This is a genomic window from Paraburkholderia phytofirmans OLGA172 (genome assembly GCF_001634365.1).
Classification (GTDB): domain Bacteria; phylum Pseudomonadota; class Gammaproteobacteria; order Burkholderiales; family Burkholderiaceae; genus Paraburkholderia.
Map to the genome: position 1 here is coordinate 3,149,840 of NZ_CP014579.1, position 14,619 is coordinate 3,164,458.

At 58.4% G+C, this 14,619-nt stretch carries 15 protein-coding genes; 8 read left to right on the plus strand and 7 right to left on the minus strand.

The window, feature by feature from the left end; translation table 11 throughout:
- Window positions 1-181: 181 nt before the first annotated feature.
- From AYM40_RS33935 to AYM40_RS33945, 3 genes are read right to left on the minus strand one after another with little or no spacing between them, the layout of a single operon-like run.
- Window positions 182-907: a hypothetical protein gene (locus tag AYM40_RS33935; protein WP_063500312.1), complete on the minus strand. Its 726-nt coding sequence runs from the start codon at window positions 905-907 to the stop codon at window positions 182-184.
- 19 nt (window positions 908-926) lie between these two features.
- On the minus strand, window positions 927-3,323 hold the full coding sequence (locus AYM40_RS33940) for a YjbH domain-containing protein (RefSeq protein ID WP_063500313.1): 2,397 nt from the start codon (window positions 3,321-3,323) through the stop codon (window positions 927-929).
- Between the two features lie 22 nt (window positions 3,324-3,345).
- On the minus strand, window positions 3,346-4,761 hold the full coding sequence (locus AYM40_RS33945) for an undecaprenyl-phosphate glucose phosphotransferase (RefSeq protein WP_063500314.1): 1,416 nt from the start codon (window positions 4,759-4,761) through the stop codon (window positions 3,346-3,348).
- Between the two features lie 906 nt (window positions 4,762-5,667).
- Here AYM40_RS33945 and AYM40_RS39545 point away from each other — a divergent pair.
- From AYM40_RS39545 to AYM40_RS33955, 4 genes are all read left to right on the plus strand, one after another.
- A complete protein-coding gene (locus tag AYM40_RS39545; protein ID WP_082855462.1) occupies window positions 5,668-5,823 on the plus strand; it encodes a DUF3309 family protein in 156 nt (51 codons plus the stop codon).
- A gap of 136 nt (window positions 5,824-5,959) precedes the next feature.
- Window positions 5,960-6,166 (plus strand): hypothetical protein, encoded by a 207-nt coding sequence (locus tag AYM40_RS41785; protein WP_162493833.1) that lies wholly within the window; start codon window positions 5,960-5,962, stop codon window positions 6,164-6,166.
- A 283-nt stretch (window positions 6,167-6,449) separates the two neighbouring features.
- Window positions 6,450-6,830 (plus strand): hypothetical protein, encoded by a 381-nt coding sequence (locus AYM40_RS33950; protein ID WP_063500315.1) that lies wholly within the window; start codon window positions 6,450-6,452, stop codon window positions 6,828-6,830.
- A gap of 316 nt (window positions 6,831-7,146) precedes the next feature.
- Window positions 7,147-7,620 (plus strand): Lrp/AsnC family transcriptional regulator, encoded by a 474-nt coding sequence (locus AYM40_RS33955; RefSeq protein ID WP_063500316.1) that lies wholly within the window; start codon window positions 7,147-7,149, stop codon window positions 7,618-7,620.
- Between the two features lie 76 nt (window positions 7,621-7,696).
- On the opposite strand, the gene AYM40_RS42050 is transcribed toward AYM40_RS33955, so the two are convergent.
- The 3 genes from AYM40_RS42050 to AYM40_RS33965 all read right to left on the minus strand — a co-directional run bounded on the left by AYM40_RS42050 (window position 7,697) and on the right by AYM40_RS33965 (window position 9,472).
- On the minus strand, window positions 7,697-7,858 hold the full coding sequence (locus AYM40_RS42050; RefSeq protein WP_181448450.1) for a hypothetical protein: 162 nt from the start codon (window positions 7,856-7,858) through the stop codon (window positions 7,697-7,699).
- A gap of 148 nt (window positions 7,859-8,006) precedes the next feature.
- Window positions 8,007-8,924, minus strand: a complete 918-nt coding sequence (locus tag AYM40_RS33960; protein WP_063500317.1) for an ATP adenylyltransferase family protein — start codon at window positions 8,922-8,924, stop codon at window positions 8,007-8,009.
- A gap of 62 nt (window positions 8,925-8,986) precedes the next feature.
- Window positions 8,987-9,472 carry an adenosine-specific kinase gene (locus tag AYM40_RS33965; RefSeq protein ID WP_063500318.1) on the minus strand — a complete coding sequence of 162 codons (486 nt, stop codon included), beginning with the start codon at window positions 9,470-9,472 and terminating at the stop codon, window positions 8,987-8,989.
- A 294-nt stretch (window positions 9,473-9,766) separates the two neighbouring features.
- Here AYM40_RS33965 and AYM40_RS39550 point away from each other — a divergent pair, with 294 nt between their 5' ends.
- Window positions 9,767-9,931, plus strand: a complete 165-nt coding sequence (locus tag AYM40_RS39550; RefSeq protein WP_082855534.1) for an FmdB family zinc ribbon protein — start codon at window positions 9,767-9,769, stop codon at window positions 9,929-9,931.
- A gap of 142 nt (window positions 9,932-10,073) precedes the next feature.
- On the opposite strand, the gene AYM40_RS33970 is transcribed toward AYM40_RS39550, so the two are convergent.
- Complete coding sequence (locus AYM40_RS33970; protein ID WP_063500887.1) at window positions 10,074-11,219, minus strand: alpha-hydroxy acid oxidase; 1,146 nt, start codon at window positions 11,217-11,219, stop codon at window positions 10,074-10,076.
- A 378-nt stretch (window positions 11,220-11,597) separates the two neighbouring features.
- On the opposite strand from AYM40_RS33970, the gene AYM40_RS41010 reads away from it, so the two are divergent.
- The 3 genes from AYM40_RS41010 to AYM40_RS33980 all read left to right on the plus strand — a co-directional run bounded on the left by AYM40_RS41010 (window position 11,598) and on the right by AYM40_RS33980 (window position 14,566).
- Window positions 11,598-11,795 carry a hypothetical protein gene (locus AYM40_RS41010; RefSeq protein WP_148662391.1) on the plus strand — a complete coding sequence of 66 codons (198 nt, stop codon included), beginning with the start codon at window positions 11,598-11,600 and terminating at the stop codon, window positions 11,793-11,795.
- Between the two features lie 384 nt (window positions 11,796-12,179).
- Window positions 12,180-13,589, plus strand: a complete 1,410-nt coding sequence (locus AYM40_RS33975; protein ID WP_063500319.1) for an MFS transporter — start codon at window positions 12,180-12,182, stop codon at window positions 13,587-13,589.
- Window positions 13,590-13,819: 230 nt separating this feature from the next.
- Entirely contained in the window at window positions 13,820-14,566 is a 747-nt protein-coding gene (locus tag AYM40_RS33980) for a glucose 1-dehydrogenase (protein WP_063500888.1), read from the plus strand.
- Window positions 14,567-14,619 lie beyond the last annotated feature (53 nt).

The window sequence follows — 14,619 nt, forward strand, 5'->3', positions numbered from 1 at the left end:
GCTCGAATTGAAAATACCTGCACTTGCATCGCTTTAACCCCGTAATTCGTCAACTTTTCCCGGTTCACACACAAACGACGAGATCCGGAACGTCTTCTCTGCGCGCTGCAGCCGGCTTACTCTGAGGTTCGGACGGAACCCCGAGGTGTGCGGTCTAGTTCTCCAGTACGCAGAGTTGCCATCAGCGCGTAGCAGTGCCCGAACCACCCGTCCCACCCGTCGGCCCACTACTCCCACTGCTAATCGGCGCCGCCGCCCCAGCCGCCTGCGCAGCCGAAGCCAACGAAGCCTTCGGCTGCCCATTACTCAAAATCGCCCCGGCCGTCAGCAACGTATCGAGATCCGCATCCGCACCCGGAGTGCCCGGCGTAAACGAAACTGTCAAGAACGAGGAAGAGGAAAGCGTGATCCCGTACGTGTCTTTGATCAGCTTCACAACCGCCGCCTCAGCATTCGCAATCACAGTGCTATTTGACAGCGCGCTTTGATACGACGGGTTAGAAGTAATCCCCGCGAGCAACCCACTAACCGTCGTGCCCAACTGCCCCGCGAGGTAGTCCAACAGCAACTCCGTCAGCGGCGTCACGTTGTACGTACCCGCACCGGCCGCAAACGAATGAATCGTGACCGCCCCCCCGGTTGCCGTAATCGCGCAAGGACCATCGAACGCAAACGTCGCCGAATACGCGCCGTTCGAGTTAGCCGTCGCGCTACCCGACCCGTTCTTGCAAGTCAGCGTGATACTTGCGTTAGCCAGCGCCACGCCCACCGCAGCCGTACCGCTCACCGTCCCGGCCGGCGAACCGCCGCTACCGGTCCCGCCACCGCATGCGACCAACGCGCTGGTCGCAAGCACCATCGATCCGAACTGCAGCGTGCGCAGCGTAGCGCCGTTTAGAAGCTTCATCGCCCATCTCCAAAGAAAGTCATTCACAATTGACTGGCACCAACGCCCGTCCGTCGCTTACACCCTGCAAACCGTTTCCGCAGATGCCATGTGAAATCGCAGCACCTGTCGATACAATAGGTGCACTCGCTTGCGGCTTCGGCTTCGGCTTCGGCTTCGGCTTCGTTCCATCATTACTGGGTTGCCCGTAACGCAGATACGCATCACGCATCCGGTAAAGCTGGGTCGAGAAGTACTCGCCGCTAAAGCGGCCCTGATTCAGCAGGTACTGCTGCGTGCTGTACGGGAAGGCCACGTTCTCGGCCGCATTGGTCGACAGATAATTCGTCGATGCCACCCGCGTGCGGAAATCGAGCCCGAACTGTTCAGAGCCGTACACCTGACTGATCCCCGGCTTCATCCCCTGGCGCAACGTCAGCGGGAAGCTGATTGCAGCGCCCACGAACGTGCCCTGCCCGCTATGCTCGCCGTGCACGCTCACCGATACGTCGTCGAACCAGCGCGTCAGCGTCGCGACTGGTCCCTTGTCCCCACCGACAAAGCGCGTCACACCCGCTTCGATCCACAGCTTCCAGGACGGCTGCACCCATCGGTAAGTCAGCTCGGCATTCTTCTCACTCGGCAATTCGTCATGACCCGGCTCGTGGTGCAAATAGGCGAGCCGCAAGCGAACCAGATCAGGGCGGCCTGGCACGAACACCGTGGTCTCGTTTTGCACGCCGACATACGAGTAATCGAACTTGCCGACCGATGCCACGTTGAACACCTGCGGCATGATCCAGAAGCTTTGTGCCAATGCGACCGCATTCAGACCGCCGCGCAAGCGGGAATCGCTAAACACTCGGCCTTCATCCATGTTTTTGGTGTTGTAGATCGATGCGATATAACTCGCGTATAACTCCGCGCCACGCCACAGCGGCACGAACCCTTCAATGTTGGCGCCAAGCGAGACGTCGAAGACGCCGTACTCGGTTCCGTACAGGTAACTGACGATCGGCTCGACCTGGATCCGCGTCAGCCCATGCGTGTGCTCGTTGCCATGCCATGCGATCGAATCCGCGTCGTAGGTCGGGCGTGTGCGCATCGTCATTGACGCGCTTGTAGCCGTCGGCGCGCCGCCAGCAACGAACTGCGCAAATGCATCACGATCGACAATGACTTCGCCTAATGGCTCATTGGCCTTCTTGATGACCACGTGAATCTTGTCGGTGCCGTGCGGCGCATTCACGCTCGCCACACCAAGCACAATGCCCAGCGCGTCAGCTTCGTTCTGGTTGTAGCGATGGTTCTCGTACTCGACCACCAGATCTCGACCGCTCATCCCGACACGCACTCGCTCGAGGCCGGCGGCAAATAGTTGCGCGGCGATTTTGTCGAGCGCGGAGGTATCCAGCGCCTCCGGAATGGCCTGAGACTGCGCATCCGGCGATTTGGCCGCCGCCACGTCACTCAGCATCACAGATGCATACGACTGCAGCGGCAGCACATACGTAATCGGCGCTGCGGCCAGCGCGTTGTCGTTACTTGCGGCACTGAGCGTGTCCACCGGTTGCAAGCTAGCGAGGCGGATCGGGCCGTCATCGTCGGCATCCGCTGTCTGGGCTGCGGACACTTCCGGCCCCTCGCACAAGCCGCCTGCACAACGTGCACTGCTAAAACGTTTGCCCAGTGGAATCTGAATGCCCACCGAGAACGACGTGCGCGGCGACACGCCATCCGTCGAGCGGATCGACCGCATGAACGTACCAATCACATTCGCATCGGCTAGCCAGCTAATCCGCGGAGACTGATAACGCACGCCGGCATAAGGCGTCTTCGAATCGTCTTCTGCGAGCAACGACAATCCCGTGTTCCACAGCGAGACCTGCGCGCCGCCGAATAAACCATCGAGGCGATCGCCCTGGCCGTAACCGGCGGTCAACGTCACCGGTCCAAACGCTTGCGACACCACACCGTATTTCGAACGGAAGAAATGCGTCTGACCGCCAATATCGCTAATGCCGAACGCAATGCTCGGCTGATACTTAAAGAATTTCGGCACTTCGAGCTTGACGTCGCCCATCAGGTGGCGAAACAGGAAGTGGTCGGCGCCGCTGAAGGGTGCGTGGACATCAGCCGGGTAATTAGCTAGTCCACCGGACACCTCCACATAAGGCAGCAAGCCCACTGCCCCCCAATACATCTGCGCGCCCGTCGCCTGCTTTCCGTAGCGCGGATCAATGTAGTTGTTGTATTGCGCTTCCACCGTCCCTTCGGGCAGTGCAAACGCATACGGAATCACCAAACCACCCGCCTGCCCGAGCGCATTCAGCGCAGGGTCGGCCGCATGCGCTGAAGCAGAGAACGCCAAAACCGCAGCAAGCGCCAGCGCGCTCGGCGCCGATCGGGGTTGTTGTCCGCGTAGTTTCATGGCCATGTTTTTTAATTGTGTGCACGTGTCAGTACGCGTTGCTATGAACCAGACCCTTTGCTATCGTCGCCGCGACTATCCGCATGTCGAGCCCAAACGACCAATTGCGCAGGTAATACAGATCGTGTTCGACGCGCCCTTGCATCTTCTCGATCTGGTCTGTCTCTCCTCTGAACCCGTTGATCTGTGCCCATCCTGTGATCCCAGGCTTTATCCGGTACCGATGGATGTAGCCGTTCACTACTTTCTGATAGAGCTCGTCGTGTTCAATCGCATGAGGCCGCGGCCCCACTACCGACATATCGCCACGCAGTACATTGAAGAATTGCGGCAATTCATCCATGCTGGTACGCCTGAGAAACGCACCCACTCGCGTAATCCGCGGATCCCCTCGCGTGGCCTGTTTCACCACGCCCGTTTCTACAGCGTGAGGGCGCATCGAACGGAACTTGTAGATCTTGAAGATGCGTCCATCCGCACCTTTGCGCTTCTGCGTGAAGAACACCGGTCCGCGCGAAGAGAGCTTTACAGCAATCGCGATCGCAATCAGCAACGGCGCAAGCGCAATCAGCGCACAAGCAGCAAACGCACGATCAAAAATCTCTTTCTTCACCAACGCGGGAGCTGGCACCGGCGACGCGACCAGGTTGATCGCAGGCATACCGATCAAGTCGATCATGCCGCTATCGAACAGCGCGACGCTGCGCATATCCGGCACAAAACGCACATTCACGAGATCGTCGCGAAACTCGGCCACAAAGCGCGACAGCGTGCGTTCCTCGGAGAGCGGCAACGCCAGCCACAATTCCTGCACGTCCTGAGATCTCACGTAGGCGGCGAACTTGGTGATGTCGTCGTACACCGGTACACCTGAACCTATCGTCCCCGTCACCGGCCGCACGTCAAAGGCCGCTACTGCGCGAAATCCGCTGGTCGTCGAGCCCTCGATATTGCGCACGACCTGGTGGCAGTGCGACCCGCATCCCACAACCGCGACCCGGCGGAGATTCATCCCCGCATGGCGGACTCGTGCGAGTACGGCGTGCACAGCCAGACGCGACACAATCAGCGCGCCGCCCGTCATTGCCATCCAATAGGCAAACCAGAGACGCGAGATGAAATCCGTGCGATGCAGCGAGAACATCAACGCGAGACCACAGCCTTGAACCACGAACCACGCCAGCGATACCTGACCGGCCATGCGCAACATTGCCCGTCCACGCCACGAGCTGTACACGCCAAATGCGGGGAAAAGAACCAGCGTAAAAGCCGCGGCAAACGCGACGAAAGCGGCATCGATACGGCTTTGCGTGAGATCTTCAAATCGCACTTGCGATGCGGCCAGCGCCCCGAGGACGACTAGCATCACATCGAGCAAACGCGCGATCAGGCTCTGCAACCCCGGTATCGTTCTTCTTTGCAGCTCAAAGTTAGCCGTATCCATACTTATCCCCGCGCTGGTCTCTCGCGCCAAACGTTCTTGTCGAGCTGCTCAACTTGTGTTCGCTTCAACAGCTCATGCGCCTCTTACTTCAACCACCACGCTCTTCGCGGCAACAACACCGCCCCGGCACGCGAAGAAGCGCGCAATGCAGAACAATCTGGATTTCACTCATCCAGCGCGAAACCAAACGACTGGACGTTCGTGAACAACAATGGGGGATGTACCGCAAGCCGCTCGCACCCGTCTAACTTGGGTACTCAGGCAAAACGCCGCCGCGACGAGATCCGAACAAAAAGATCACACCGCTTGTGCGTTGAGGACACCGACCTGATACCCCCGACCAGGCCAGTCGTTGACTCGAACTTCATCACCACTTACTGCTTGTGTTGTCTGTGTCTTGCACCGCACACCCTTTAAAGCAGCAACCGTGCCAATTGTTATATCTCTTTCACAGTTGCCTCGGTGATATCGGGCAAACCCTTGTCAGACATACGTTTTTCTCCGGCGCTGTCTACCCGAAAACCGGCAAATAAAATGCAAAACCGTGTTCGGTAACGCGCCCGTTACGTAACGTGGCCCGTAACGGCCCGTTCGATCAAGCGACGGAAGTGGGGAAATGCGGCGCTGTAAAAGTCTGAAGAGATCCGTGTGGAAAAGCGCCTTACGGCAGCAGGAGCAAGTCTCGGGATATGGGTCGATCCGCCTCACCTCCCGATGAATCGGAACAGCGCCTCGCATGGACGCGGATGGTCGTTTTAAACAAATTCACGCCCGGACTTTCGCCTTTGGGCACATGGCTTGCTGAACCCGAGACATCGGCACTGCTTTTTCGCGAGCTCGCCCAACCGCGCGCTGCATGGCTATCGTGACAGGCATGTCCTATCAACCCAAGCGGAGGTTATTAATATGTTGGGAACTATTCTTCTGATCGTGCTGATCCTTCTTCTCATCGGTGCGTTTCCGACGTGGCCGCATAGCCGTTCATGGGGTTATGGACCGACCGGTGGTCTCGGCATCGTGGTTATCGTCGTGATAGTGCTAGTCGTCGCGGGCGTGATATAGCCGAATTGAAGTACTCTGGTCAGCAATCCAAACCAAGAAGGCCGCTGGATATCGATGCAGCTCTCTGCATCGATATCCAGCGGCCTTCTTATGTCGACTATTGATACACGTTCACGTTGTCACGCCGGAGAACGCAATGGAAAAGTTACTCGCGCATCAGGTTGCTTTGATCGCAGGCACGAGTCCCGGCAACGGGTATAGCCTTGCGCAAGCGCTGACAAATTCGGGTGCGGCAGTGGGGTGGGCACGCCGGATGCTCAATCACCATCGTATTCAAACTTTGATACGAAAGGAGATCACATCATGCCTTACCTTCTCGGCTGGCTTCTTGGCGTCCCGCTGATCGTACTGGTCATCCTGTACCTGATTTTCCACTAATCCCTTTCAACATAAGCAGTTCACCTTAAGATTATCTCGCGCGGCTCTGCCTGTCCCAGCCGCCGCGCGCCCCGATTTTCCAGCACACCCGATCGAGCCCTCCCACGTCAGCGCAAAATCGCGTACAGGCGCCCATGCCTTTCCACTTGCGCTGAACAAAACGGTGCGTAAAACTAGGCCCCCTAGTCCGAGCAAAATGCCATATCTGCACCCGCACGCACAGACGGCGTACGAGCAAGGAGGGACCGATGGCAAACAACGAATACACACTGTCACATCAGGACGTGGTGAAGGCAGTGATCATTCATCAGAATATTCATGAGGGCTTCTGGACGCTGAATATCAATTTCAACGTCGCCGCTACTCATGGCCCGCGAGTGCCGGACCCCGGTCTCGCCGTGACAATCAAGGGCATCGGCATCAAGCGGGTCTCATCTGCCGACCCCCTCGCCATCGACGCCGCCCTCGTCAATCCACCGGTGCCTGAACATGTTGAAGGCGCAGTACACGCAGCACATATTGCGGCGGACGCGAACGGCGCGCATAAAGGCGGCATGCAATTCTGTCGCGACGTCTATCGCAATGTCGCGGTACAAAGCGCGGTCAGAGCGCGAACCAAACCCGGCTGAACGCAATCCGTCATCTGCCTCGAAAGAAAAATGCCTTCATGCCCGGCGAGCGCGTCTTCCGGCACGGGTAACGCCGGAATTCGCCCGCGTGCCGCCTTCCTGTGAAGGCAGCGAGACACCGGATGGCAGCTTGTGGCCGCGTGAAACCGCAGGCCAAAGGCCGGCGGCCCGGACGGTTGTCCCGGGCATGAATGCACCCTGAAAATATACCCGGGCACCGGCTGGATATGCTTCTTAAAGCGATGCACCCACCCGCCGACATTGGGACAATCTTCCATTAAAATGGTATTTATCTGAATAAACTTCCGAGAATGCCATGACCACCCGAAATCGCCCACTGGACAACCAGGATCGGAAGATCATGCGCGAACTGCAAAAGAACGCGCGCCTGAGCAACGCCGAACTCGCCGAACTGGTCGGCATGTCGACCACTGCATGCTGGAATCGCACGCGTCAATTGGAAACCGAGGGGTATATCCGCGGCTACGTCGCGTTGCTCGATCAGCAGAAGCTCGGCTTCGCCGACGTGGTGCTGCTCGAAGTCACGCTCGACCGTCACGACGACGACGCGCTCGCCCGCTTCGGCGCCGAACTGGCGACGTTGACCGAAGTGCTGGAAGCGTATCTGGTATCGGGCGAATACGACTATCTGGTCAAAGTGGCGGTCGACGGTACGGCGGGTTACGAGCGGTTTCTGCGCGAGAAGCTCTATAAGATCGCGGGCATCCGCCATAGCCGCTCGATGTTTGCCCTCCGATGCATGAAGAGCATTCCGTCGATTGCGATCTAGGCGGGTTTGCCGAAGGGAAAAACGGGGCGTTGTCGCCACGCCGGCTTACCGGTCGAGCAACGGAACGCCCACGTCTTCAGTGCTTATGGTGCAGCCAGTCCTTGATCGGATGCGCGTGCAGCCAGCGGGCAACCGGCTGGTCATCCTTGTGTTCCCGCCTGTAGCGTGCCGCTGTAAATATCACGAGGCACAGCACCACCACGATTCCTACTACGAAACTCATCATCGATTGGGTCATGGCAACCTCCTTTGAGGTCAAAACCATGCCTATATTTTAGGTGACCAGAGAAATAGCAACGACCGTCTTCATTCGTCTATATCTGTTTCATAGCGGTGTTTTTGAAGTCGGCACCCCGAATGCGTTCGAAGACGTCTGACGAGCCCTATTACCCCATGACTGGGGAGACCGCGACTCGTTGCAGCACGGTCATCGGACCGAGCCTCTCGATTGCTCGCATCTGCGCTGCGTCCCGCACGAAGAGCGATCCCGCGAACCCCAGCGCATTCACCGAAATTCCCTCTACACGCTCCGAAAACCGTGGCACGAGCAGCATCCACCGCGGGGTGACAAGCAGGTTGTACGGTGCCGATTGGTGCAGTTCGCCATTCACCTCGCTCGCTCGCAGGCCAACCGCGGCGAGCAACGCGTGGTAGCAATCGAGCGCGGCGTGTGCGGCGTGCGTTGAGCCGGCAGGAGCCGGTTCCAGATGGGCAAACGCGTGCCTGAAAGCCAGACCGGGTATCGTGCCAATCGGGCCGTCCATGCACGCGGATTCAAGAATGGACTCAACGGGGAGCGGCGGACCTGATTCTCCGAGCGGCAGCGGCACGATCTGCAGATGCTTGTGTTGTTGACTCGCGCCGGCGTCCGCGCCGCCGTTGTAGAAACCAAGGCCATCGAACTCTGCCATGCACGCGATCCATGCAGCAAAGTCTGCGAGATCGAGCAACGTTTCCTGCGATTTGAAGCTGCGGGTGACGATCAGGAGGTGATGGTCGATAACGTTGAACTTGTTGAGCAAAGCGACGTGCGTGTCCGAGATATCGGCCACAAAGAGATCCGGATCATAAGGAAGGAATGGACTGACCGTACTGCACGTCACGGCCTTATCTTTAGACGCCTGTCGCGTTTCCTCCTTGCGAGCGAGACTTGAGACCTGACGGATAAGGAAGCCTATGCCACGGTCTTCGATCAGCACCTGGATTGTCTCTATCGGTCGCAGTGCACCGCAACGCAGCGCATGCTCGGTCTGGCGCAGAATGGCCGGCCATAGGGCGCCGGGCTGGAGATGTGGATGTTCCATGGCTCAGGCAAACCGGTGCGCATGTGGCAAACGCGTATGTCGTCGAATGAACGTAACCGCGTCTACGCTTTGTAACCGATAGCCCGTAGCAGATCCTTGCGCCATTGAACGCCCTCCTCGTTTTCTACGCCGAGCGGCGGGAACCCGTCGACCACGCCCAGGATACCGCGCCCTTGGTCTGTCTCGGCAACCAGAATCTGCGTGGGATTCGCCGTCGCGCAGAAGATCCTGCATACCTCCGGCACAGCCTTGATCGCGTTCAGAACATTGACCGGGTAAAAGCCATCGCCCAGAAAGATCACGAAGCAGTGGCCTGCAGCGATAGCCATGGCATTCTGGCAGGCCAACTCGATCAGGTCGGCGTCGGTGCCAGATCGGCGCACGAGGCGATTACCCGACGCTTCACAAAAGGCCAAACCAAACTTGATACCCGGAACGGTACCGACCATGGCCTCGTGCAGATCTTCGACAGACTTGATGAAGTGGGTTTGCCCCAAGATGAAGTTCGTCGCTTCGGGTTTGACGATTGTTACCGTAAGCATTTGCATATCGGACCTCGCTCTGTGGGGCCAGGAACACCGGGCGGGAGGCTGCTTTCGTCAGCGGATCGCGGTTCGTCAAGTTTTGCCAGCCGACGACTGCCTTCCACAATCAAGCCTAGTACGAACCCGCCGTCAGCGGAAGCGCGGGTCGCGGGTGGCGCCGTCGTAGCCAGTGAACATTGGGCGAGATGAGACGTATGACTGCGCGTTTGCTGCACTAGAATGAATTTTCACAGTACTGGACCGTGCTGGCGAGCCGTCTCTGGCCAGCGCCGGCGGAATTCCATGTTGGAGGAGAGCATGCCGACGTATCAATATCGTTGCGAGAAGTGTGGCGAGTTGTTCGAGCACGCTGAACATCTCGCTGAACATCAGGTCGCCCACCCACTTTGCCCGAAGTGCGGAAGCGAGAAGTGTCAGCACGTCCCGACGCCATTTGTCGCCAAGACGTCAAGAAAGAGCTGAGATCTGCTCCGCATCATTTTGCTCATGAGGCGAATGCTCAACTGAGGGCGCGGCCCCTTCGCGTCCGGGCGATGAACGCCCGTTTGATCGGCTACCGCCAGGTATGCCCGCAAACGCCAGGTGTCGCGCCGGGCGTCAGTCTTCACCGCCTGTCAGGCAGCAGGATCCGCTCGTCCACCTGACGGATGTCCGTGTGGCCGCAAAAGGCCATGGTGAGGTCCAGTTCCTTGTGGATGATCTGCAGGCACTGTGTGACACCCGCCTCGCCCATGGCACCCAGGCCATAGAGGAAGCTACGGCCGATCAGCGTGCCTTTCGCGCCGAGCGCAACGGCTTTGAGCACGTCCTGTCCGCTGCGGATGCCGCCATCCATCCACACTTCAATGCGCGAGCCGACCTCGCGTGCGATCTCGGGAAGCGCCGAGATCGAAGAAGGTGCACCGTCGAGTTGACGGCCGCCATGGTTGGAGACGATCAACGCGTCAGCGCCGCTGTCGGCGGCAAGGCGCGCGTCTTCGACATCCATGATGCCTTTCAGAATGAGTTTGCCGCCCCACATCTTCTTGACCCACTCGACGTCTGCCCAGCTCAGCGCCGGATCGAACTGCTCGGCGGTCCACGAGCTCAGGGACGACAGATCGCCCACGCCCTTCGCATGACCGACGATGTTGCCGAATGTGCGCCGCCGGGTGCCGAGCATGCCAAGGCACCAGCGCGGCTTGGTCGCGAGGTTGATGAGGTTCGCAGGGCTCAATTTGGGCGGCGCCGACAGCCCGTTCTTGATGTCCTTGTGGCGTTGGCCGAGGATCTGCAGGTCCAGCGTCAGCATCAAGGCACTGCATCGTGCCGCGCGAGCACGCTCGATCAACCGCACAATGAAATCGCGGTCGCGCATCATATAAAGCTGGAACCAGAACGGCTTGGTGGTCTGAGCGGCCACGTCCTCGATCGAGCAGATGCTCATTGTGGACAAGGTAAACGGGACACCGAACTTCTCCGCAGCACGCGCCGCGAGGATTTCACCGTCGGCATGTTGCATGCCGGTCAACCCCGTCGGCGCGATCGCCACGGGCATGGCGGCCTCCTGGCCAATCATGTCCGTGCGCGTGCTGCGGCCCGCCATGTTGACCGCCACTCGCTGGCGCAGCTTCAGGCGATGGAAGTCGCTTTCATTGGCGCGGTAGGTACTTTCGGTCCACGAGCCGCTGTCGGCATAGTCGTAGAACATGCGCGGCACACGCCGCTGAGCAAGCACGCGTAAATCTTCGATGCAGGTGATGACAGGCACGGTTTCTCTCAGCGCAGGGAACAAGCGACGAGTGTACGTTCTTGAGACAGTCGCCCGGTATTCTGGGAATGCCTAGTCTCCTGAGTTGAAAATTCACTGAAGCGTGGCCTGAATGGGGATGTGACGTACCCGATGAACGTCCCGCAGGCCGAGAACAGAAACAAGTCGCGGGAAATTTCAACCATTAGGACGTCACCGCAAACTCGAATCCGTTTCTAATCTTCTTCTCGTGATTTGTATAACGAAACGCTTAAACGATATAAAGCGAAAGATAGTTCATGGCGCGGGCCGGTGCATCGTGGCGTAGGCAAAGCCTCTTCGACGCATAAAGCTTATGTCGATAAGTCACCGCCGGGCGCCAATACTCGGCGAGCAACGATGCCACCAGAACGTTCGCCTCGGGCGCCGACTGGGCCGCTTCGGGCCTTGTCTACGGCACGCGCGCAGCGCACGTCGCTCTACGCGGACGGCTTCTACGAAGCCGCGGCAGGCACGGACTCGACGGGCAAGGCCGCTGTTGCCAACTTCAGCGGTTCAACCTACTCGAGCACGCAGTGGCCGCCATCGTTGGCGTGACGCAGCGCTTCTGATCGCGCGTTCATCCCGTCTGTCGCCCTGCGGCCGAACCAGGAGTAAGCGTACCTTCCGTGCAATTTCTGGCGGTTCGATCCAAAAATCACGATCAATCAACGACTGACAAATTCTCCGATTGCGTGAAAGCCGTAGGGGCGCCGCGCCGGGGTCGGGCACCTGCTTTCATATCCGCAAGCTCCGCTCATTTCGCTGATGTAGTTGACAAAGTCACAGACCTGTCCGTAACATTAAACTAAAGTACAGGTCTGTCACTTTACCGCAGTGGCCATGCGGATGATCGCGGCGTACTGGTTCGAGGCTTGGAACCGGGCGAGCGCATCGGAAAGATCGTTATGTAGTTCGCCTGACACTCAAGGATTGGAAATAATGAACACGGTGACTAAACTGAGCCTCGATAACGCTCAGGTCCCGAAGACAAAAGGTCGCCTGCTGATTCTGCTGACACTGGCGATCGGCTTCGTCATGGCGATGATCGATGTAACCGCGGTCAACGTCGCTCTGCCGGACATCTCTCTGAATCTGTCGGTTCCGCTAACCGGCCTGGTGTGGGTGGTCGATGGTTACACCCTGACCTTTGCCGCTCTACTGCTAGCTGGCGGAGCGTTAGCCGACCGCCTCGGATCAAAGCGAATCTATCAAGCGGGATTGACAGTCTTTTTGCTGAGTTCCGCCTTATGCGGAATCGCGCCAGGCGGCGGCGTTCTCATCGGCGCGCGCTTGTTACAGGGAGCGGGTGCGGCGATGTTCATGCCGAGCTCGCTCAGCTTGCTCACCCAAACCTTTGAGGATGAACAGGCGCGTATAAAAATGTTTGGCATCTGGTCAGCTATGGTCGGGGCGTCATCGGCCGTCGGACCCCTGATCGGTGGCGTGCTGGTTCATCAGTTCGGCTGGCGCAGCGTATTTTTGATTAATTTACCGATTGGTGTGCTCGGTATTGGACTGACACAATTCTTGATCCCTGCCACGCCCAAACACGAACACCCGCTATCGCTGATCAGCCATGGACTCGCCGTGCTTGCATTGGGCGCATTGAGTTTCTTTCTGATCGAAGGGCCGAATCTCGGCTGGCTTTCTGCGCCTGTGATGTCTGCTGCGGCCATCACTGGCGTGACAGTGATCGCGCTTGTGCAACAGGAGCGTAGGGGCGCCCATCCGCTGCTGCCGCGCGCATTGTTCCAGACCTCCAGTTTTACGGCAATCAATGTCATTGGCTTCCTCTTCAACTTCGGTATGTTTGGGCTGATATTCCTTTTGAGCTTGTATCTACAGCAGGCGCGTGGCGCGGACGCTCTACAGGCCGGCTTACAACTTCTTCCCATAATGATCGGAATTACAGCAGGCAACCTCTCCTCATCTCGCTACTCTGCGCGTTTCGGAATGCCCAAAGTGATTTTCGTTTGCTCTGGCGCCGCAGCGCTAATGGCGCTTACCGTGGCGGCCGGTCAAACGTACATGCCCTATCCGCTATTGCTACTCTGTGTGACTACCATGTCTTCGCTTATCGCTGTTGCTATACCAGCGATGACTACTCTGGCGATGCAGATTGCCGGACGCACCTACGCAAACAGCGCGGCAGCAGCTCTCAATGCGAACCGTCAGATCGGCGCTTTGGTGGGAGTGGCGCTAATGGGAATTATTCTCCACACGGTACCCGGCTGGAACGTTCGGTTGCAGCTGGCGTTTGTCGGTCTCACACTGGCTTTTGGTGCAGTCAGTTTTCTGATCTACCGTTTTGTCGGCGTATTCAAACCCGCCTCACCCGTTGGTGTCTGATTGGGTCGAGTTCAATAGATGATTGCATCAACCCGCTCCGACCTAACATGATGAGTCTGGACCGTGCGACTCCAGATTCGAAGAATCACTGATGACCTGAACGTCCACACAAGGCTGGTCGGCACTTGACAACACACTGCTCGTTGCAGTTCGCCTTGTCGCAATGCAGATGGATCCGCATAATGTTCGACGTTCAGTCCCGCATAAACCCTCTTCAAATGGACACGATCATGAATAAGCTCATAGGTAAGGTGGCCGTCGTAACGGGCGCGTCCAAGGGCATTGGCGCCGCCATTGCCAAGGCACTCGCTGCAGAAGGTGCGTCGGTGGTGGTCAACTATGCCACCAGCAAAGCCGGTGCCGAGACCGTCGTCGCGGCCATCACAGCTGCCAATGGTAAGGCGATCGCCGTGGGCGGTGATGTCTCGAAGGCGGCAGATGCGCAAAGCATTATCGATGCTGCCATCGAGACTTATGGCCGTCTCGATATCCTCGTGAACAATTCGGGAGTCTACGAGTTCGCTCCACTCGAAGAGATCACCGAAGAGCACTTCCATAGGCAGTTCAACATCAACGTACTTGGATTGCTGCTCACGACACAGGCCGCGATAAAGCACCTCGGCGAGGGCGCGAGCATCATCAACATAAGCTCGGTCGTCAGCCGCATTACCCCGGTGGCCAGTGCCGTGTACAGCGGCACCAAAGGCGCGGTCGACGCCATTACCGGGGTGTTGGCGCGTGAACTGGGTCCGAAAAAGATCCGTGTGAACGCTGTCAATCCGGGCGTTATCGTGACCGAAGGCACGCACAGCGCGGGGATTATCGGATCCGCTTTCGACGCGGCCGTGCTCAGCCAGACACCACTCGGCCGTCTGGGCCAGCCTGATGACATCGCGGCCATAGCGGTCTTTCTGGCATCAGACGACGCACGTTGGCTGACCGGCGAGCAACTTCTCGCCAGCGGGGGAATGCGTTAGTCCACTCGACTCCCTCTCCTGTGCACCCAACCAGCCAAACATCTCGTTCCGGC

What these genes read in the sequence shown, in the direction of transcription:
- AYM40_RS33935 (WP_063500312.1), bottom strand. Translation starts at nt 907, where the DNA reads ATGAAGCTTCTAAACGGCGCTACGCTGCGCACGCTGCAGTTCGGATCG.
- AYM40_RS33940 (WP_063500313.1), bottom strand. Translation starts at nt 3,323, where the DNA reads ATGGCCATGAAACTACGCGGACAACAACCCCGATCGGCGCCGAGCGCG.
- AYM40_RS33945 (WP_063500314.1), bottom strand. Translation starts at nt 4,761, where the DNA reads ATGGATACGGCTAACTTTGAGCTGCAAAGAAGAACGATACCGGGGTTG.
- AYM40_RS39545 (WP_082855462.1), top strand. Translation starts at nt 5,668, where the DNA reads ATGTTGGGAACTATTCTTCTGATCGTGCTGATCCTTCTTCTCATCGGT.
- AYM40_RS41785 (WP_162493833.1), top strand. Translation starts at nt 5,960, where the DNA reads ATGGAAAAGTTACTCGCGCATCAGGTTGCTTTGATCGCAGGCACGAGT.
- AYM40_RS33950 (WP_063500315.1), top strand. Translation starts at nt 6,450, where the DNA reads ATGGCAAACAACGAATACACACTGTCACATCAGGACGTGGTGAAGGCA.
- AYM40_RS33955 (WP_063500316.1), top strand. Translation starts at nt 7,147, where the DNA reads ATGACCACCCGAAATCGCCCACTGGACAACCAGGATCGGAAGATCATG.
- AYM40_RS42050 (WP_181448450.1), bottom strand. Translation starts at nt 7,858, where the DNA reads ATGACCCAATCGATGATGAGTTTCGTAGTAGGAATCGTGGTGGTGCTG.
- AYM40_RS33960 (WP_063500317.1), bottom strand. Translation starts at nt 8,924, where the DNA reads ATGGAACATCCACATCTCCAGCCCGGCGCCCTATGGCCGGCCATTCTG.
- AYM40_RS33965 (WP_063500318.1), bottom strand. Translation starts at nt 9,472, where the DNA reads ATGCAAATGCTTACGGTAACAATCGTCAAACCCGAAGCGACGAACTTC.
- AYM40_RS39550 (WP_082855534.1), top strand. Translation starts at nt 9,767, where the DNA reads ATGCCGACGTATCAATATCGTTGCGAGAAGTGTGGCGAGTTGTTCGAG.
- AYM40_RS41010 (WP_148662391.1), top strand. Translation starts at nt 11,598, where the DNA reads ATGCCACCAGAACGTTCGCCTCGGGCGCCGACTGGGCCGCTTCGGGCC.
- AYM40_RS33975 (WP_063500319.1), top strand. Translation starts at nt 12,180, where the DNA reads ATGAACACGGTGACTAAACTGAGCCTCGATAACGCTCAGGTCCCGAAG.
- AYM40_RS33980 (WP_063500888.1), top strand. Translation starts at nt 13,820, where the DNA reads ATGAATAAGCTCATAGGTAAGGTGGCCGTCGTAACGGGCGCGTCCAAG.